The organism is Streptomyces bathyalis, assembly GCF_015910445.1.
In the GTDB taxonomy this organism is placed as follows: domain Bacteria; phylum Actinomycetota; class Actinomycetes; order Streptomycetales; family Streptomycetaceae; genus Streptomyces; species Streptomyces bathyalis.
This window is the reverse complement of the sequence record NZ_CP048882.1, coordinates 6,715,140-6,733,379: the sequence shown is the minus strand read 5'-3', so window position 1 is coordinate 6,733,379 and position 18,240 is coordinate 6,715,140. Positions and strand designations below refer to the sequence as shown.

The following is an 18,240-nucleotide window of genomic DNA, read 5'->3' as shown; positions in this document are numbered from 1 at the left end:
CTTCCGCGCTCTCCCTCGTTCTTCAGCGGTCGCCGGGCACTTCAGCCGTCACCGGGTACTTCAGCCGTCACCGGCCGCACGCCCGGGGGCCGCGGGACCGCTCGCAGCCCTGAGGGCCCGCCGTACGCGCCGAGCGACGGCGCCCCGCTCAGTCACGGGCCAGGCCGAAGCGGGCGCGCAGTCCGATGCGTTCGTCGGGCGCGACGGCGGCGGCGCCGTCGGTGACGGTCTCGTAGACGGCGAGGATGTCGGCGCCAACTGTGGACCAGTCGAAGCGCCGTACATGGCGGCTTCCGTACTCGCGCAGCCGCTCCCGCCGCTCCGGGTCGGACAGCAGCCGCACGGCGGCGTCCGCGAGGGCGTCGGCGTCCTCGTTGGGGAAGAGCTCGCCGGCCTCTCCCCCGTCCAGCACCTGCGCGAAGGCGTCCAGATCGCTGGCGAGAACCGGAGCTCCGGAGGACATCGCCTCGACGAGGATGATCCCGAAGGACTCGCCTCCCGTGTTGGGCGCCACGTACAGGTCGACGCTGCGCAGCAGGCGTGCCTTGTCCTCGTCGCTGACCATGCCGAGGAACTCGACCCGCTCCCGCACGTGTTCGGGGAGGTACTCCACGGCCTCTTCCTCATCGCCCCGTCCGGCGACCAGCAGCCGCGTTCCGGGCAGCGATTCGAGGATGCGCGGGAGTGCCTTCATCAGGACGGGAAGTCCCTTGCGGGGCTCGTCGATGCGCCCGATGAAGCCGATCGTGCCGCCCTGCCACTCGGCCTTGGGCTCGGCTCGCGCGAAGAAGTCGACGTCGACGCCGTTGGGAATGACGACGGCGTCACCACCGAGGTGCTCGACGAACGTACGCCGTGCGTACTCGCTCACGGCGATCCGCGCGCTGATCTTCTCCAGGGCGGGCTGCAGGATCGGGTATGCCGCGATCATCGCCCGCGAGCGCGGGTTGGAGGTGTGGAACGTGGCGACGATGGGGCCCTGGGCCGCCCAGCAGGTGAGCAACGCGAGGGAGGGCGTGGCCGGTTCGTGGATGTGCAGCACGTCGAAGCGGCCGTCGTGCACCCAGCGCCGTACGCGGGCGGCGGAGAGGAAGCCGAAGTTCAGCCGCGCAACGGAGCCGTTGTACGGAACGGGTACGGCGCGGCCCGCGGAGACCACGTAGGGCGGCAGCGGCGTCTCGTCGTCGGACGGCGCGAGCACGGAGACCTCGTGCCCCAGGCGGTGCAGGTGCTCCGCCAAGTCCCGCACGTGGAACTGGACTCCGCCCGGGACGTCCCAGGAGTACGGGCAGACGATCCCGATCCTCATGCCTCCCGCCCCTCCCCGGGCTTCGCGTGCCCTCCCACCGTGTCCTCCTCGGCGCCGCGGGCACCACCCCTCGGACCGGGGCGGGCCGGAAGGTCCGAGAGCCACAGCCGCTGGAGCATGTGCCAGTCCTCTGGGTGTTCGGCGATGCCGCCGGCGAAGGTGTCAGCGACGGCCTGCGTCATGACGGCGGTCTTCTCCTCGCGTGTGCCCTCCGAAGGCACCGGGACCGGCGGATACACCCTGCCTTCCATCCTCGGCGACTCCTCGTACCAGAGGGTCACCGGCAGCAGCATCGCCCCGGTCTGCTGTGCGAGCAGGGCCGGCCCCGCGGGCATCCGCGTGCGTTCGCCGAAGAAGGTCACCTCGACCCCGGAGGAGGACAGGTCCCGGTCGGCCACGAGGCACACCAGGCCGCCGTCCCGCAGCCGCCGCGCGAGCGTGCCGAAGGCGCTCCCGCCGGAATGCGGCAGCACCTCCATCCCGAGCCCTTCCCGGTAGGCGACGAAGCGGTCGAAGAGCGACTCGGGCTTGAGACGTTCGACGACCGTGCTGAAGGGCGTCTTCAGGGCGGTGGTGACGTACGCCCCCGCCAGGTCCCAGTTGGCCAGGTGCGGCAGGGCGAGGATCACTCCGCGGTCCGAGGCGATGCCGTCGGTCAGCAGCTTCACGTCGTGGATGTGCACGCTGTCCTGTATGTGCTGCTCACGCCACGCGGGAAGCCGGAACGACTCCATCCAGTACCGCAGGTACGAGCGCATCCCGGCCTGTGAGAGCTGCCTGAGGCCCTCCGGCGAGGCGCCGGGCACGACACGGGCGAGGTTCGCCTCGAGCTGGCTCACGCCCTTGCCACGCCGCCTCCAGACGGTGTCCGCGATGCTCCGGCCCAGGGCCGCCGCGGCCGGTTCCGGGAGCCGGCGCACGCCGGCCCAGCCCAGCCCGTACAGCGAGTCGGTCAGCCGCTCACTGGCTTTGCCGCTCACGCCGTGCCCGTCCCTTCCGCCTCGGCCGCCTCGCGCCGTACGGTCACCACCCGCTGCCCGAGTGTGACGAGACTGCCGAGCGCGACGATCCACAGCGCGATGGGCAGCAGCACGCCGATGTAGGGCACGCCGAAGGTCGTGAAGCCCGAGAACCCGGCAAGGACGAGCGTGATGACGAGCCGCTCGGCGCGCTCCACAAGGCCGTTGACGTTCACCGGCAGCCCGATGCTCTCCCCCCGCGCCTTGGTGTAGGAGACGACCTGGCCGCTCGCGAGGCAGAAGATCGTCACGCCGCACATCAGGACGCTGTCGCCGCCTCCCGCGTACCACAGCGCGATGCCGCCGAAGACGGCCGCGTCCGCGACGCGGTCGAGGGTCGAGTCGAGGAAGGCCCCCCACCGGCTGGAGCGCCCCAACTGCCGTGCCATGTTGCCGTCCACGAGATCGGAGAAGACGAACAGCGTGATGACCACGGTGCCCCAGAAGAACTCGCCGAGCGGGTAGAAGACCAGCGCTCCCGCGACCACTCCTCCGGTGCCGATCAGGGTGACCGTATCCGGGCTCACTCCCAGTCGCAGCAGCATCGTCGCGAAGGGGGTGAGGACACGCGTGAAGAACGCACGCGCGTACTTGTTCAGCATGGTCGTCCCGTTGATCGAAGGCGGGCCCGGCAGCGGATACGGCCACCGGCTGGCCCATGTTAGCCAGGCGCGCAGGCCCGCGGTTCCAGGGCCGGCGGCGCTGCCCTGCGCTACGTATGGACGCGTGCCCGGAGCGGTGGAAAGCTCGAAGTACCGCGTTGTTTATCGCGACGAAGCCAGACGGACACCGCAGGTGTCGACCGGAAGGCGGGACACATGGGCGACAAGGCGAGCACACACCCCGGAGCCGCCGGCAGGGCAGCGGCGGCCGACCACCCATCCAAGCTGCGGAACGTGGTACTGGTCGGCCACAGCGGATCGGGAAAGACCACCCTCGTCGAAGCACTCGCGCTGGCCTCCGGGGCAGTGACGAGAGCGGGAAGGGTGGAGGACGGCGGATCCCTCTCCGACTACGACGAGATCGAGCATCGTCAGCACCGCTCGGTGCAGCTCTCTCTGGTGCCGGTCGAGTGGGAAGGCATCCGGATCAACGTACTGGACACCCCCGGATATGCGGATTTCGTCGGGGAGTTGAGGGCCGGTCTGCGGGCAGCGGACGCGGCCCTTTTCGTTGTCTCGGCGGCCGACGGCGTCGACGGCGCGACGCGGCTGGTGTGGGAGGAGTGCGCGGCGGTCGGGATGCCGCGCGCCATCGTCGTGACTCATCTCGACGCCGCACGCGCCGACTTCGAGGAAATGGTCTCGGTCTGCCAGAGCGTCTTCGGCGGGGACGACCCCGACGCCGTGATCCCGCTGTACCTGCCGCTGCGCGGTGAGGAGGGCGCCGACGGACACGCGCCCGTCGACGGCCTCATAGGGCTGCTCTCCCAGCGCGTCTACGACTACTCCTCCGGAACACGCACCGAGCGGGACCCGGACCCCGAACAGCTGCCGCAGATCGAGGAGTCCAGGAACCGGCTCATCGAGGGGATCATCTCCGAGAGCGAGGACGAGACCCTCATGGACCGCTATCTCGGCGGCGAGGAGTGCGACGTCCCGACGCTCATCCAGGACCTGGAGAAGGCTGTCGCGCGCGGCGTCTTCCACCCCGTGCTGGCGGCGGCGCCCGCCGCGGAAGGCGCACGGCACGGACTGGGCACCCTGGAGCTGCTGGAGCTGATCACGGGCGGCTTCCCCTCGCCCCTGGAGCACGAGATCCCGGCCGTCACCACGCCGGAGGGCAAGCCGCGCCCGACGTTGACCTGCGACGCCGACGGCCCGCTGGCCGCCGAGGTCGTCAAGACCTCATCCGACCCCTACGTCGGCCGCATCTCACTCGTCCGTGTCTTCTCCGGCACGCTCCGTCCCGACGAGGTCGTGCACGTCTCCGGTCACGGGCTGGAGGACCGGGGGCATGAGGACCACGACGTCGACGAGCGGGTGGGAGCGCTGTCCGTGCCCTTCGGCAAGCAGCAGCGCCCGCTGTCCAAGGCCGTGGCCGGCGACCTCGCCTGCGTGGCCAAACTGAACCGCGCGGAGACAGGTGACACCCTGTCCGCGAAGGACGACCCGCTGCTGATGGAGCCGTGGGTGATGCCGGATCCGCTGCTGCCTGTCGCCATCGAGGCGCACACCAAGGCCGACGAGGACAAGCTCTCGCACGGGCTGTCCCGGCTCGTCGCCGAGGATCCGACGATGCGTCTGGAGCAGAACCCGGACACGCACCAGCTCGTCCTGTGGTGTCTGGGCGAGGCGCACATGGGCGTCGCCCTGGAGCGGCTGCGCACCCGCTACGGAGTCAACGTCGATTCCGTGCCGCACAAGGTGTCGCTGCGGGAGACCTTCGCCGAGGGCGCCGACGGCCGCGGCAGGCACGTCAAACAGTCCGGCGGGCACGGGCAGTTCGCTATCTGCGAGATCACGGTCGAGCCGCTGCCGGGCGGTTCGGGCATCGAGTTCGTCGACAAGGTCGTCGGAGGCGCCGTACCACGGCAGTTCATCCCTTCGGTGGAGAAGGGCATCCGTGCTCAGGCCGCCAAGGGCGTCGCCGCCGGCTACCCCCTGGTGGACTTCCGGGTGACGCTGCACGACGGCAAGGCCCACTCGGTGGACTCCTCGGACGCGGCGTTCCAGACGGCGGGCGCGCTCGCGCTGCGCGAGTGCGCCTCCAAGGCGCGCATCCATCTCCTCGAACCCGTCGCGGAGTTGCAGGTGGACGTCGAGGACGAGTACGTCGGCTCGGTGATGAGCGACCTGTCCGGAAGGCGCGGAAAGGTCTCCGGCACCGAGCAGGCAACCGACGGGCACACGCTCGTACGGGCGCAGATCCCCGAGATCGAGATCAGCCGGTACGCGGTGGAGCTGCGGTCGCTCTCCCACGGGACGGGCCGCTTCGCCCGCTCCTACGCGTGCCACGAACCGATGCCGCAGCAGCTGGCCGGCAAGATCCTGGAAGCCGCCCAGAACGGCGGCTGACTGCGGTTACGCTGGACAAAGGCACGTGAAGAGGTGTGCCGGCCACGGCAGTTGGGAATGTGCTGTGGTCGGCACCGCACGTGGGCGGGCAGCGCCGAAGCTTGACGAAGTGGGGGCTCAGTGGCCGGGTTCGAGGATTTCGAGGGGATCGAGGCCGCGTCCGACTTCAGTCCGGGCGCCCAGGTGCCCCTCTCGGGCTCGGGCGGGCAGACCGCTGCCACGCAGGCCCTCGCATCCGCCGCGTACCGGGACGGCCCGATCACGGACCTGATCGCCGCGAACGACGGCGCGAAGGTGAAGGCCCCGCGCGTCTCCCTCTTCGAGCCGAACCTGGGCGAGGCCTTCTCGCGCGCGGTACAGGCGCGCCTGCTGGGAGGAGCCCGCAAAGCACTCATCCAGTCCTTCGGCATCGAACCGCAGACGGTGGTCGAGCACTGCCTGGCGGCCACCCGCATCCGTAAGGACCGCGACACCCGGCTGACCGTCATCATGGTCATCTTCGGGGTGCTGTTCCTGCCGGGGACGCTGCTGTGGCTGCTGGCCTTCCAGCTGCGCCGCGCGATCGCCGGCGCGCAGGACAAGCGGATGGGCGCGTTCGGCATGGCCGCCATGGTCGCGCTGGGCGGCCTGGCAGTGCTGTTCATGCTCAAGCTTCCCTTCAGCGGGATCCTCGCCATCTATCTGCGGGCCATGTTGATCGTCCCGGTGGTCGGCTGGCTGTGGGCGAAGCAGGTCTGCGAGCGCTCCGCCAAGATGCTGCGCGGCCAGTGGGGGCAGCTGCTGGGTGGCAGCGGCGTGGGAGCGAAGATCCCCGAGGCCGTCCCGCAGGACCCGGGTGACAAGGGCGCCGAGCGCATCCGGCTCGGCCTCGCCAAGCTCAGCGCCGAGCAGGCCAGCAACCTCGTCTACTACGCGGGCCCCAAGGGGATACTCGGCATGGGCACCCGCTGGGGCAGCTGGCAGCTCGCCGAGGAGCTGATCCCCAAGGACCCCGAGGCCGACATCAACCCCTTCCGCAGCTGGGACGTGGTGCGCGCCATCCACGACCAGTTGCGCCGGCTCGAGCGCGGCCCGCTGCACACCGGCGGATTCCCCACGCCTTCGATACGGCACTGGGTCGTCTCCCCCATCGGCGAGGGCGCCACCGAGGTCACGCGTCCCGAGGGCCAGGAGGTCGAGGGCTACCGCATCAAGGACTTCGAGATACAGCGCATCTGCAACGAGCAGCAGTTCGGCAGCGGCAACAGGCACTATCTCGGCGTCCAGTTCGTGCTCTGGGACGGCCAGTTGGTGATCACGCTGCTGATCACCGTGACGGTGCTCCACCACACGCTGCGCATCGAGGTCACAGGCCATGCCCTCGGGCCCGTGCACCCGCTCTTCACCACGAAGCCCAAGGCGAAGACCAAAGAGGTCTCCAAGAGCGTGAAGTTCTGGGAGACCAAGGAGGTCAACCTGCCGCTGGTGGAGGCCAGGGAGGTGGTGCGGCTCTCGGCCCGCGCGCCCTTCACCTGGTTCCCCCCGGTGCTGGACTTCCTCGGCGGCAAGCTGACTCTTCCGGAGCCGTTCGGCCTGCGTCACGCCTGGGCGGACAAGCCGTGGCGGCACCGCTTCATGGCCGACGACGCGCTGCGCGCGGCCACTCCGGTGCTGCGTGTCGTGCACTCGGCGGCGATGCGCGTACTCGAGGAGAACGGCTGCGACGTCGAGCAGTTCGGCGCCCGCTCCCTCGTCCTCAGCGGTCTGGTGCAGGGCGCCGAGCCCAAGAAGGCCGACGCCTACGACGCATGAGGCGGCGGGACGGCGGCGCTCCGCACGGGCGCGCCGCCCTACGTGGCTCGCGTGTGTCCCCGCTCAGGTGGTTCGTCACCGGCTGCCAAGTACCGTGCGCGGAGGCGGGTGAAGGCCGTGGTCGCCGGCCGCCGCGGGAGGAACTCCTTGATCAGCTCGGCGCATTCGCGGGGGCCCGCCGTGCTGGTATCGCATTCGAAGTCGTAGTCGCCGTGCTGATGGACGATGTCGTACTGGAGCGCCGCCAGGCCCGATGGACGGTCGCCACGGGCCTCTTCGCGGCGGGCCAGTTCGGCCGGTGAGCAGCGGACGCCGACGAACAGCACGTCCTCCGGGCGCAGCACGGTCAGGCAGTCGATCAGCCGCCACGGCTCGCTGAGGACATGGTCGACGACGACGTCGTTGCCCACCTCGGCCATGGCCGCGATCGAGCGGTGGAAGCCCATCCTTGTCCGCCGCAGAGCGGTGTCGAGGTCCTCCTGCGTGAGGTTCCGCTTCGTGCGCATCGCATTGAAGCTGTCGACCGACAGGTGGAAGAAGACACCGTCGTCGAGGATGCCGAGCAGCTCCCGGGCGATGCTCGACTTCCCCGAACTGGACGTGCCGTTGAGAAAGATGATCCGGCCACCTGCCATGCGGACATGATCACATGACGACGCCTGGCAGAGGCCGGAACGGCTACGGCCTCGACCCCGGGTCCGTGGGTGAACAGCTGGTCCTCCCGGGCCCCTGCCGGCGCGGGCGGACTCCCGGACCGGCAGGGCGGTTTGAGCATCTGTATGAAGCGAGGCCGCTGACGTCGGACATCCGTCCATGGGCAACAGGGCGGTCCGCTTCTACCTTCTGCGTACGTGAGTTTCACGTGCCGGGCAATCCCCGTCACTCACTGCCGCCGTGCCCCCGCATTCCCGCAGGAAGACATCCGGCCCGGAGTGTGACGCACCGCCCGCATCCCGCGAGGGAGCGATTCCGGCGGTGCGGTCAGCCGGTTCCCGAATCGACCGGCCACGGCTGCGTGCCGCGTACTGCGTCCCCATGTCACGGCGTCTTCGGGGCTTCGTTCCCCGCAGACCTCCAATCTCCTACGCCCGTGCACGGCCTTGCGGCCGGCCCGCGGCCTACTCCGGCTCTGCACGCCCGAGGCCATCAGCTGATCAGGAGTAACCGATGAGTGTTCTCGACAAACCCGGTCCACGGACCGGCGTATTCCGCAGGCAACCGATCACTGACGATTCCGGTGGGGGCGAGTCCTCCGGGCTCAAGCGCACGCTGGGTCTGTGGCAGCTCACCGCAATCGGGCTCGGCGCGATCATCGGGGCGGGAATCTTCACTCTCGCCGGAACGGTGGCCAACGGCACCGCGGGCCCCGCCGTCAGCCTGTCCTTCATTCTGGCCGGTGTGGCGAGCGCCGCGGCGGCGCTCTCCTACGCAGAGTTCGCGGGACTCATCCCCCGGTCCGGATCCGCCTATACCTACAGCTATGCCGTGCTGGGTGAGCTCGTCGCCTGGCTCATCGGATGGGATCTGCTGCTGGAGTACACGGCGATCGTCGCCGTCGTGGCCATCGGCGTATCCGGCTACTTCTCGTTCCTGCTCGAGGGGCTCGGCGTCGATCTGCCCGCGTGGATGCTGGGCGCACCGGGCACGGGCGACGGACACCGCATCGACCTGTTCGCCGCGCTGCTGTGCCTGCTGATCGCCTGGCTTCTCAACCGCGGCATGAAGACCAGCGCCAGGGTCGAAACGGTTCTGGTGTTCGTGAAGATCGCCATCGTCATCGCCGTCATCGTCGTCGGAGCCTTCTACGTCAACTCCGGAAACCTCACCCCGTTCCTGCCGTACGGCTTCGGCGGTGTGGTCACCGGTGCGGCGACGGTCTTCTTCGCCGTGTTCGGCTACGACGCGATGAGTACCGCCGCGGAGGAGTCCAAGGACGCCCAGCGCAACCTGCCGAAGGCGATCGTGCTGTCACTGGCCATCGCGATGGTGCTGTACCTGCTCGCCTGCGCCGTGCTGACGGGCATGCAGCACTACAACAAGATCGACGCGGAAAGCCCGTTCGCGACCGTCTTCCAGTCGGTGGGCCTGCCCGTCTTCGCCGACATCATCGCGATCGGTGCGATCGTCGGCATCCTCACCGTGCTCTTCTCCTTCATGCTCGGCGCGTCCCGGGTGTGGTTCGCGATCAGCCGGGACGGCCTGCTGCCCGGTTGGTTCGCGAAGGTTCACCCGCGGACCGAAGTACCGCACCGGCCCACCTGGATCATCGGCATCGTCTCGGCGTGCATCGCGGGTCTGATGCCGATCGCCGAGGCCGCGGAGCTCACCAACATCGGCATTCTGCTGGCCTTCGTGGTCGTCTCGGCCGCGGTCATCGTTCTGCGTTACCGCTCGCCGGAGCTTCCGCGTACTTTCCGCTGCCCCGGAATGCCTCTCGTACCCCTCGTCGGCATCGGCTTCTCGCTGTGGCTCGTCGCGCAGTTGCAGACCATGACGTTCATCCGCTTCCTCATCTGGTTCGCGCTCGGCCTCGCGGTCTACGGCGTCTACGGCTACCGGCACTCCAAGCTCGGACAGGGAGCGGGGAAGGCGGGCGGCGCCGGCGGACCCTCCCAGCCCGCGACCGCCGCGGGCTCCGGTGCTGACGCCGCTCCCAAGGGTGGTGACTCGTGATCGTCAAAGCGGACAGGCTCGGCGGCGTCCGGCCCATCGGCTCCGACGGTGCCGACGGTGCCGACGGTGCCGGTGAGACCGCCGACCCCCGCCACTGCCACTGCCACTGCGGCGAGCCACTCCAGCAATGCGGCGACTGCCCGGATCTCCGCTGCCTGCGGTGCGACCCCTATCGTTCCGATGACTGCCGTTCCGACCGCTGATCACTCCCCTGCCGGTTCCCGTGACAGCCTCCGCACCGAGGAGGGGCATCCCCCCTCCAGGTGCGGGGGCCCGGCGGAATACCACGTGGTGATCGGCGGCGGGGATGTGGCGCGCAAGGTCTGCGGCTCCCTGGAGTCGTCGGGGCACCGCGTACGCCACCTCATGCACCCCACGGACGAAGCGCTGCGCGAGGCGCTCGATGGCGAAGTGGCGGGCGTCGCGGTCCTGTTCGACAGCGACGCCGAGTCCCTGCGCTATGCCCTCGCAGTCGAGCACATCCACCCCGACGTGACGCTCGTGGCGGCGGTGTTCGACCGCACGGTCGCCGATCAGCTCGTGCGCGTGGTCCCCAACTGCCAGGTCGCTTCGCCCGCCGAGGTCGGCGCTCCCTCCTTCCTGGCCGCCTGCCTCGAACCGGAGTTGCTGGCGATCACCCGCACACCCTCGGGCTTCCTCGGTGGCCGTTGGGACGGGGAGACCGTGCACCTCCAGCCCTACCGGCCACCGCGCTCGCTGAGGTACCGAGCACGGCTGGGGAAGGTGCGAGGACAGCTGAGACCGCACGACGGCAGTTCGCGGATCATGCTGGCCGGCCTGACGGGGATCTTCGGGGTGCTGCTGGCGGACTGGATCTGGTCGGTGGCACTCCGCCATCGCACACCCGTAGAGGCGCTCTTCGAAGCCGCGCGGACAGTTTCCGCCGTCGGCCCCGCAACCGCGCACGGGTCGGACGCCTATCTGGTGTTCGCCTCTCTCGCGATGCTCGGCACCATCGTCTTCACCGCCGTCTTCACGGCAGGCATGGTGGACCGCCTGCTGGCTCCGCGCCCCGTCGGAATCGTGGGTCCCAGGACCCTGCCCCGTGGCAGTCATGTGGTGGTCGTGGGGCTGGGCCAGGTGGGGCTGCGGCGTGCACCCAGTTGCAGGCTCTGGGCATCGGCGTGGTCGCGGTCGAGCGGGATCCGACGGCCCCGAATCTGCGCCTGGCAAAGGCACTTGGCCTGCCCGTCGTCGTCGCCGACGCGACGGACAGGTTCGTACTGCGCAAGCTCGGCCTCGGGCGGGCGACGGCAATGGCAGCCGTCGCCTCGGACGACCGGGACAACATCGCGGTCTCGGTTGCGGCTCTCGCAGTCGCGCCCGAACTGCGCGTGGTCATGCGCGCGGGCGACCACGAGGCCATCGCGGAGACGCGTTCACTGTTCAGGATCGGCCTGGTCCACGACCTCAACAGTCTGAGCGCCGCGTACACGACCGCGGCCATGTGCGGACTGCGGCCGTACGGTGTGATGGCGCACGGCAGACAGCTCCTGGTGGAGCGCGCGGCAGGGGATGTCGTGCCGTGGCCACAGATGGACCGGTGCGACCACCAGCCGACGGCGGCGAGCCTGGGCCGGTGACGCCCGGCACTCGCTCGCGCCGGCGCCGGACCACCGCGTGGCAAGGGGCACTTGGCGCATCGTCGGCCTGAGCGGCTCCAGCCTCAACCCCGGGTCCGTGGGTGAGCTATTCCTGCCAGGCGTCTGCCAGCATCGCGCGGGTCTCACCCAACAGCTGCGGCAGGACCCGCGTGTGCCCGACGACCGGCATGAAGTTGGTGTCGCCGCCCCACCTCGGCACGACGTGCTGGTGCAGATGCGCGGCGATCCCTGCGCCGGCGACCGAACCCTGGTTCATGCCGATGTTGAAGCCCTGCGCCGCGGAGGCGACCCGCAGCGTCTTCATGGCCCGCTTGGTGAACTCGGCGAGCTCGGTGGTCTCCTCGTCCGTCAGCCCCGGATAGTCCGCCACGTGCCGGTAAGGGATCACCATGAGGTGGCCGCCGTTGTACGGATACAGGTTGAGCACCGCGTAGACGTGCTCACCGCGGGCGAGGATCAGCCCGTCCTCGTCGCTCTTGGCCGGAATCGAGCAGAAGGGACAACCGTCGTCCTCGCCGGGGCCCGTGGGCTTGTTCTCACCCTGGATGTACGCCATGCGGTGCGGTGTCCACAGGCGCTGGAACGCATCCGGCGTCCCCACCCCGATCTGCTCTTCCGGCTCGCTCGTCATGCGGGCCAGCATAGGACTTACCAGGTACGGGGCAGGGCTCCAGGGTGTCTCCGGAGCCCCGCCCCGCACGGCGTCCGCGGGCGGGCGGGACGCGCCGCCGCGGCTCTACGAGCTGGGACGGGCGGCCTCCAGCAGCTCCGCCACGGCCTCGTTCTGAGGCACACCGTTCTTCTGCGTACCGTCGCGGTAGCGGAAGGAGACCGCGCCCGCGGAGACGTCCTCGTCCCCCGCGATGATCATGAAGGGGACCTTGGACTTCTGAGCGTTGCGGATCTTCTTCTGCATCCTGTCCGAGGACGAGTCGACCTCGATGCGCAGACCCTTCTTCCCGGCCTCCGCCGCGAATTCCTCCAGGTACGGAACGTGGGTGTCGCCGATCGGGATGCACACGGCCTGCACCGGGGCCAGCCACGCCGGGAACGCACCCGCGTAGTGCTCCAGCAGCACGGCGAAGAACCGCTCGATCGAACCGAAGAGAGCGCGGTGGATCATCACCGGCTGCTGACGCGAGCCGTCGGCGGCGGTGTATTCGAGCGCGAAGCGCTTGGGCTGCTGGAAGTCGACCTGGATGGTGGACATCTGCCAGGTGCGCCCGATGGCGTCCTTGGCCTGCACGGAGATCTTCGGCCCGTAGTAGGCGGCGCCGCCGGGGTCCATCACCAGCTCAAGGCCCTGCTTGCCCGCGGCGAGGCGCAGTTCCTCGGTGGCCTCCTCCCACTCGTGGGGCTCCCCGATGAACTTGGGGTTGCCCTCCTCGCGGGTGGACAGCTCCAGGTAGAAGTCGCTGAGCCCGTAGTCACGGAGCAGGTTCAGGACGAAGGTGAGCAGGCTGTCCAGCTCGTCGGCCATCTGCTCCTTGGTGCAGTAGATGTGCGAGTCGTCCTGGGTGAAGCCCCGGGCGCGGGTGAGTCCGTGCACGACACCGGACTTCTCATAGCGGTAGACCGTGCCGAACTCGAAGAGTCGCAGGGGCAGTTCGCGGTAGGAACGGCCGCGCGCCTTGAAGATCAGGTTGTGCATCGGGCAGTTCATGGCCTTGAGCCGGTAGTTCTGCCCCTCGAACTCCAGCGGCGGGAACATCGACTCCGCGTAGTTCGGCAGGTGACCCGAGGTCTCGAACAGCTGCTCCTTGGAGATGTGCGGGGTGTTGACGAACTCGTAGTCCGCCTCCTCGTGCCGCCGCCGCGAGTAGTCCTCCATGACCTTGCGTACGACGCCGCCCTTGGGATGGAAGACGGCCAGCCCCGAGCCCAGTTCCTCCGGGATGGAGAACAGATCGAGTTCGGCGCCGAGCTTGCGGTGGTCGCGCTTCTCGGCCTCGGCCAGGAACTCCAGGTGGGCCTTGAGCTCGTCCTTGGTCGGCCACGCGGTGCCGTAGATGCGCTGCAGCTGCTTGTTCTTCTCGCTGCCCCGCCAGTACGCGGCGGCGCTGCGCATGAGCTTGAACGCGGGAATCGCCCGCGTGGTCGGCAGGTGCGGGCCGCGGCACAGGTCCTTCCAGCACAGCTCGCCGGACTTCGCGTCCACGTTGTCGTAGATGGTCAGTTCGCCGGCGCCGACCTCCGCGGAGGCGCCTTCCGCCGCGTCGGCCGCCGAGCCCTTCAGGCCGATCAGCTCCAGCTTGTAGGGCTCGTCCGCCAGTTCCTCGCGCGCATCCTCGTCGGTGGTGACCCGGCGTGAGAAGCGCTGCCCCTGCTTCTGGATCTGCTGCATCTTCTTCTCGATGAGCTTCAGATCGTCGGGGGTGAACGGCTCCGGGACGTCGAAGTCGTAGTAGAAGCCGTCACGCACGGGCGGGCCGATGCCGAGCTTGGCCTCGGGGAAGAGCTCCTGCACGGCCTGCGCCATGACGTGAGCGGTGGAGTGCCGGAGGATGTCGAGCCCGTCCTGGCTGGCCAGCTCGACCGGTTCGACCTCGTCGCCGTCGGCGACCTCGTACGCCAGGTCCTTCAGCTGGCCAGCCACACGCGCGGCAACGACGGAACGCTCCCCCTCGAAGAGAGCGGCGGCAGTCGTGCCCGTCGTCACCACGCGCTCTTCCCGCTCGGAATCGCGTTGGATGATCACACGGACATCGGTCACCGGTCTCTCCTGACTCTTGTTTCGCTGAGCGCCGACGTGCGCCGAGCGCCGCTGGAATCGTACCGAGAGCGGTCCCCTTCCCGCGAAACGGTTACGGGCTCCTCGGCGCCCGCGACCGCCACCCCGGGCCGATTCCCGCGCGGGTGACCGTGATTGACGTGCCGCGGAGTGCGGTATCAGCAGCGCGGGCGCCCTTACCGACAGGAGTGCTGCCATGACCCAGTGGTACGAGGGACCCCTCGCGGCACTCGCGCTCCGGGCCCACCGCCCTGAGCCGGAGCCGGGCGCAGAGGGCGCCGACCCCGAACGGGACCGTCTCAGTGCCGCCGCGGTCGTCACCCAGCAGGCACCGGGCGCACCGGTGGAGCTGCACATCCCGCCCGGCGCCCCCGGGCTCCCGGCGGGACCGATGGCCGACTGCGTGGCGCGCTTCCTGGCGGCCCATGCCGCCGGCAGACCTCTGGTCGTCATGAATGCTCCGTACGATCTGACGCTGCTCGACCGGGAGTTGAGACGTCACAGGAACATGCCGCTCGCGAGCTGCCTGGGCGGCCGCGGCATGTGCGTACTCGATCCCGTGCTTCTCGACAGGCGCCTCGACCGCCCGTCGGCAGCAGCGGACCCGCACCGCGGGCTCGCGCGGCTCTGCGACCGCTACGGCATTTCCGCGCCCGTCGAGACCGTCCAGGACGAGGCTGCCGCAGCGTTGGCGCTCGCGAGAGCGCTCGGCCGCCACTTCGCGCCACGGCTCGCCGGACTCACACCGGCCGCACTGCACACCCTCCAGGCGGTCTGGTTCGCCGCCGAAGCGGGCGGCCCCACGGCCTGGTTCACCAGCGGCGCGCGGCGGGCGGCGGACCACATCTGGCCGCTGCGCCCGATGACGGCCGCCTGAGACGCGGACCTCCGGGGGCCAACGCACACGAAGAGGCCGACCCGTCGATGTGACGGACCGGCCTCTTGAACACGTGGGCGATACTGGGTTCGAACCAGTGACCTCTTCGGTGTGAACGAAGCGCTCTCCCGCTGAGCTAATCGCCCGCTCGCGGCACGTGCAGAACCATACAGTGCGGCTCAGTCATCATCCAAACCCCCTTCGAGCCACCGCTCCAGGCCTCGCCGTCCCGCCCGCATCATCAGCGCGTGGTTGGCCCGGAAGAAGGGGCGTGCGGGCACCGCCAGCTGACGCAGCAGCGGCTTGCGCACCTCCACTTGCTGCTCGTACACGGCGACGGTGCCGCCGGAGCGGGAGGCTTCGTCCCTCCTCAGCGCCCAGCGCGCCCAGCCGGCCACATCGCCGGTGATCTCCATCTCCAGGACGCCGGCGTCGGGATCGTGCCGCGTCGCCCTGCCCGTGATCCACAGGTCGAAGGGAAGGACGGAACGGATGCGCGCCGTGCCCGACATCCCGTCCAGCGCGTGCACCTCCCGCACTTGGGGCCACCAGAGGGGGTACTCACCGGCCCGCTCGAGCACCGCGTAGACCGCTTCGGGGGACTCGTCGAGCCGCCAGACGCTGCGGAAGACGAAGCGGTGGCGCCTGGACGTCATCGGCACACTCCTCACGATCCTCCGCACGGACCGCCGTTCGCGCCCGCGGTCCGAGGGCCTTCCCGCATCCTGTCACCAAGGCCGGCGCGGTACGCGAAGTGCCGGTCTTCGAATTCGCCTGTTCCGGCGGGACTTCACGGACCGGTCCCAGCGGAATACATCCATCCGTAATTACCGATGAAGTGAATTCCCGCCGTATCTCCACTCCGTCGAGAAACACCGCGGGCCCGCACAGAAGACAGGAACACTCGCGTGCGGCGGCACAAGAACGGGGCCCTGGGCTTTCACCCGGACCCCGCATGAAGCGGTGGGCGATACTGGGTTCGAACCAGTGGCCTCTTCGGTGTGAACGAAGCGCTCTCCCGCTGAGCTAATCGCCCGCTGCGCGCACCAGATTACCGCATGTGAAGTCGTGCTCCAGACCTCGCGGGAACTCCCCGCCCCTACCGCACGTACTGCTTCTCCTTGATCTCCTTGCGCCGCCGGCGCTCGTGCCGCCGGGCCTGGAACCGGTGCGTCCACTCCAGGACCTGTCGCTTCGTCCAGCGCAGCACACGCTGTGCCCAGGGGAACTCCGTCGCCCACAGACCGATGCCCGCGAAGATGATCAGCCAGCCGGGACCGGGAAGCGGAAGGAGCACCACCCCGCCGGCCACTATCGCCAGACCCAGAACGAAGATCAGCACCTGCCAGGTTCGGTGGAGGGGCCTCGATGCCTTGATGAACCGGGGGGCTCGAGACCCCAACGGTCGCTGGTCACTCTCTGCGTACATATCCCCAACGTAACCGAACTCGACGGCGTCACCGGAATAGCCGTACGCCACAAAAACGCCGCAGGCCATATCAAGGGCTGCATTACTCGCAAAACGGTCAGAGGGGTTTACAACCGACGAGTACGTGGCATGTCGATTTCGCCGACGTGCGAACCCCCGAGCGCACACTGAGCGAAAGGCCCTGGCGCTTATGAACACCACGGTCAGCTGCGAGCTGCACCTGCGCCTCGTTGTTTCGAGCGAGTCATCACTGCCGGTACCCGCGGGGCTGCGGTACGACACGGCCGATCCCTATGCCGTCCACGCCACCTTCCACACCGGCGCCGAGGAGACCGTCGAATGGGTCTTCGCGCGCGATCTCCTCGCCGAGGGGCTGCACAGGCCCACAGGCACCGGTGACGTCCGCGTATGGCCCTCCCGGAGCCACGGTCAGGGAGTCGTCTGTATCGCCCTCAGCTCTCCCGAGGGCGAGGCTCTGCTCGAGGCCCCGGCGCGGGCCCTGGAGTCCTTCCTCAAGCGAACCGACGCTGCCGTGCCGCCCGGCACCGAGCACCGACACTTCGACCTCGACACAGAGCTCTCGCACATCCTCGCCGAGAGCTGAGTCCACCGGTCCCGCGCAGCCGTCCGACTCGGGGCGACGGCTGCGCCTCCCTCGGCCCAGCAGGGCACGCAGGCAACGCCGTCACCCCCGGACCCGTCCTCAGCGGGCTCCGGCGGTGGCGGCGTCGCCGTGCGTCCCAGGCGTTAGTCTCTGCGCACCGGACCCCGCTGGGCTGACCCGAGGAGCGACCCGTGCAGATCAACCACGACACCCGGTGCGCACTCGATGACGTCGTGGACCTGCTCAACACCGCGGCCGACGGCGACCGCCCCGACCTGCTGGTCTCGGTGACGCACCTCAGGGCGTACGTGGAGCGCAACAGCCTCAGCGACGTCGGGACGCTCACCGACGCGGATCTGGACGCGGTGCGGTCGGTGCGGGAGCGCTTCACGGAGGTCTTCGGCGCGAGCGACGTCCGTACGGCCGCCGAGCTGGTCAACGCGCTCGTGGCCGAGGCGGGGACGACCCCGCAGCTGACCGATCACGACGGCTACGACTGGCACGTGCACTACTTCGCGCCGGGCGCCTCCGTGGCCCACCACCTGGCCGCCGACGGCGGCATGGCTCTGGCCTTCATCATCGTCTCCGGGGAGCGGGACCGGCTGCGCAGGTGCGCCGCTCCCGACTGCCGGCGGGCCTTCGTGGACCTCTCGCGGAACCGCTCACGGCGCTACTGCGACAGCCGTACGTGCGGAAACAGGCTCCACGTCGCCGCCTACCGTGCCCGGCAGCGGGAGTCCGCGGAGGAGACGGCTCAGGGCTGAGCGACCTCTCCGGGCCTCCCGCCGTGTCCGCCCCGCTCAGTCCAGGAAGAGATCATGCGCGCCCGTGATGGCGAGAAGCATGGCGATGAACGCCAGGAAGAACATCAGCGGCGGCTGGGAAAGGGCGTAGAGGCAGCCCTTCGGCTCCGGCAGCGGCACCTCGGGCAGGGCCGGGACGTGGACGGGCTGGGCGGTCGCGGCAGGCGCGGAGGGCGGCTCGGCGAGCTCGGCCGGGGGATTCGGCGTCATGTCCATCTCGCGGTGATGATGACGCAGCCCGCACCCCGGTGATGGTCAACACGCCCACGTCACGCTGGAGTTCATGGGTAAGCCGGTGCCGTGGTGAAGATCGTGGTAAGCGACCGCCCGGTGGGCGCGGCTGCGACGTACTGATGTTGCTG

General features: G+C 69.5%; 16 protein-coding genes and 2 tRNA genes. 7 read left to right on the top strand and 11 right to left on the bottom strand.

Translation table 11 applies throughout. The features are described 5' to 3' along the window. Positions 1 to 148: 148 nt before the first annotated feature. From G4Z16_RS29320 to pgsA, 3 genes are read right to left on the bottom strand one after another with little or no spacing between them, the layout of a single operon-like run. Positions 149 to 1,309 carry a glycosyltransferase family 4 protein gene (locus tag G4Z16_RS29320; protein ID WP_197353592.1) on the bottom strand — a complete coding sequence of 387 codons (1,161 nt, stop codon included), beginning with the start codon at positions 1,307 to 1,309 and terminating at the stop codon, positions 149 to 151. Beyond that, a complete protein-coding gene (locus G4Z16_RS29315; RefSeq protein ID WP_197353591.1) occupies positions 1,306 to 2,289 on the bottom strand; it encodes a phosphatidylinositol mannoside acyltransferase in 984 nt (327 codons plus the stop codon). The genes G4Z16_RS29320 and G4Z16_RS29315 overlap by 4 nt, the downstream gene beginning before the upstream one ends. Then, positions 2,286 to 2,930: a phosphatidylinositol phosphate synthase gene (gene pgsA, locus G4Z16_RS29310; protein WP_197353590.1), complete on the bottom strand. Its 645-nt coding sequence runs from the start codon at positions 2,928 to 2,930 to the stop codon at positions 2,286 to 2,288. Before pgsA ends, G4Z16_RS29315 begins: the two co-directional genes overlap by 4 nt. Positions 2,931 to 3,146: 216 nt before the next feature. Between pgsA and G4Z16_RS29305 the strand changes: the two genes are divergently transcribed. Beyond that, positions 3,147 to 5,345 (top strand): elongation factor G-like protein EF-G2, encoded by a 2,199-nt coding sequence (locus G4Z16_RS29305; RefSeq protein WP_197353589.1) that lies wholly within the window; start codon positions 3,147 to 3,149, stop codon positions 5,343 to 5,345. Positions 5,346 to 5,465: 120 nt separating this feature from the next. Beyond that, positions 5,466 to 7,136, top strand: a complete 1,671-nt coding sequence (locus tag G4Z16_RS29300) for a hypothetical protein (protein WP_197353588.1) — start codon at positions 5,466 to 5,468, stop codon at positions 7,134 to 7,136. A gap of 38 nt (positions 7,137 to 7,174) precedes the next feature. On the opposite strand, the gene G4Z16_RS29295 is transcribed toward G4Z16_RS29300, so the two are convergent. Then, a complete protein-coding gene (locus G4Z16_RS29295; protein ID WP_197353587.1) occupies positions 7,175 to 7,771 on the bottom strand; it encodes a chloramphenicol phosphotransferase CPT family protein in 597 nt (198 codons plus the stop codon). A 532-nt stretch (positions 7,772 to 8,303) separates the two neighbouring features. On the opposite strand from G4Z16_RS29295, the gene G4Z16_RS29290 reads away from it, so the two are divergent. Both G4Z16_RS29290 and G4Z16_RS32820 read left to right on the top strand, forming a co-directional pair. Continuing rightward, a complete protein-coding gene (locus G4Z16_RS29290) occupies positions 8,304 to 9,809 on the top strand; it encodes an amino acid permease (protein WP_197353586.1) in 1,506 nt (501 codons plus the stop codon). Positions 9,810 to 10,933: 1,124 nt separating this feature from the next. Next, positions 10,934 to 11,413, top strand: coding sequence for an NAD-binding protein (locus G4Z16_RS32820; RefSeq protein WP_246531130.1), 480 nt, complete (start codon positions 10,934 to 10,936; stop codon positions 11,411 to 11,413). Positions 11,414 to 11,519: 106 nt separating this feature from the next. Here the strand turns inward: G4Z16_RS32820 and G4Z16_RS29280 are convergent, their stop codons facing one another. Together G4Z16_RS29280 and thrS are read right to left on the bottom strand one after the other, a co-directional pair. Continuing rightward, positions 11,520 to 12,077: an HIT family protein gene (locus G4Z16_RS29280; protein ID WP_197353585.1), complete on the bottom strand. Its 558-nt coding sequence runs from the start codon at positions 12,075 to 12,077 to the stop codon at positions 11,520 to 11,522. Between the two features lie 93 nt (positions 12,078 to 12,170). Continuing rightward, a complete protein-coding gene (gene thrS / locus G4Z16_RS29275; RefSeq protein ID WP_197353584.1) occupies positions 12,171 to 14,147 on the bottom strand; it encodes a threonine--tRNA ligase in 1,977 nt (658 codons plus the stop codon). 214 nt (positions 14,148 to 14,361) lie between these two features. Between thrS and G4Z16_RS29270 the strand changes: the two genes are divergently transcribed. Continuing rightward, positions 14,362 to 15,042: a 3'-5' exonuclease family protein gene (locus G4Z16_RS29270; protein ID WP_197353583.1), complete on the top strand. Its 681-nt coding sequence runs from the start codon at positions 14,362 to 14,364 to the stop codon at positions 15,040 to 15,042. A 74-nt stretch (positions 15,043 to 15,116) separates the two neighbouring features. Here G4Z16_RS29270 and G4Z16_RS29265 read toward each other — a convergent pair. The 4 genes from G4Z16_RS29265 to G4Z16_RS29250 form a co-directional block, all read right to left on the bottom strand. Beyond that, a tRNA-Val gene (locus tag G4Z16_RS29265) sits at positions 15,117 to 15,188 on the bottom strand. A 33-nt stretch (positions 15,189 to 15,221) separates the two neighbouring features. Continuing rightward, positions 15,222 to 15,698: an SRPBCC family protein gene (locus G4Z16_RS29260; RefSeq protein WP_197353582.1), complete on the bottom strand. Its 477-nt coding sequence runs from the start codon at positions 15,696 to 15,698 to the stop codon at positions 15,222 to 15,224. A 308-nt stretch (positions 15,699 to 16,006) separates the two neighbouring features. Further along, positions 16,007 to 16,078: transfer RNA gene (locus G4Z16_RS29255), tRNA-Val, on the bottom strand. 63 nt (positions 16,079 to 16,141) lie between these two features. Further along, entirely contained in the window at positions 16,142 to 16,471 is a 330-nt protein-coding gene (locus G4Z16_RS29250) for a TIGR02611 family protein (protein ID WP_197353581.1), read from the bottom strand. A gap of 190 nt (positions 16,472 to 16,661) precedes the next feature. On the opposite strand from G4Z16_RS29250, the gene G4Z16_RS29245 reads away from it, so the two are divergent. Both G4Z16_RS29245 and G4Z16_RS29240 read left to right on the top strand, forming a co-directional pair. Further along, on the top strand, positions 16,662 to 17,075 hold the full coding sequence (locus tag G4Z16_RS29245) for an SsgA family sporulation/cell division regulator (protein ID WP_003959770.1): 414 nt from the start codon (positions 16,662 to 16,664) through the stop codon (positions 17,073 to 17,075). A 191-nt stretch (positions 17,076 to 17,266) separates the two neighbouring features. Further along, positions 17,267 to 17,839 (top strand): CGNR zinc finger domain-containing protein, encoded by a 573-nt coding sequence (locus tag G4Z16_RS29240; RefSeq protein WP_197353580.1) that lies wholly within the window; start codon positions 17,267 to 17,269, stop codon positions 17,837 to 17,839. A 36-nt stretch (positions 17,840 to 17,875) separates the two neighbouring features. Here the strand turns inward: G4Z16_RS29240 and G4Z16_RS29235 are convergent, their stop codons facing one another. After that, positions 17,876 to 18,094, bottom strand: coding sequence for a hypothetical protein (locus G4Z16_RS29235; protein WP_197353579.1), 219 nt, complete (start codon positions 18,092 to 18,094; stop codon positions 17,876 to 17,878). Positions 18,095 to 18,240: the final 146 nt, after the last annotated feature.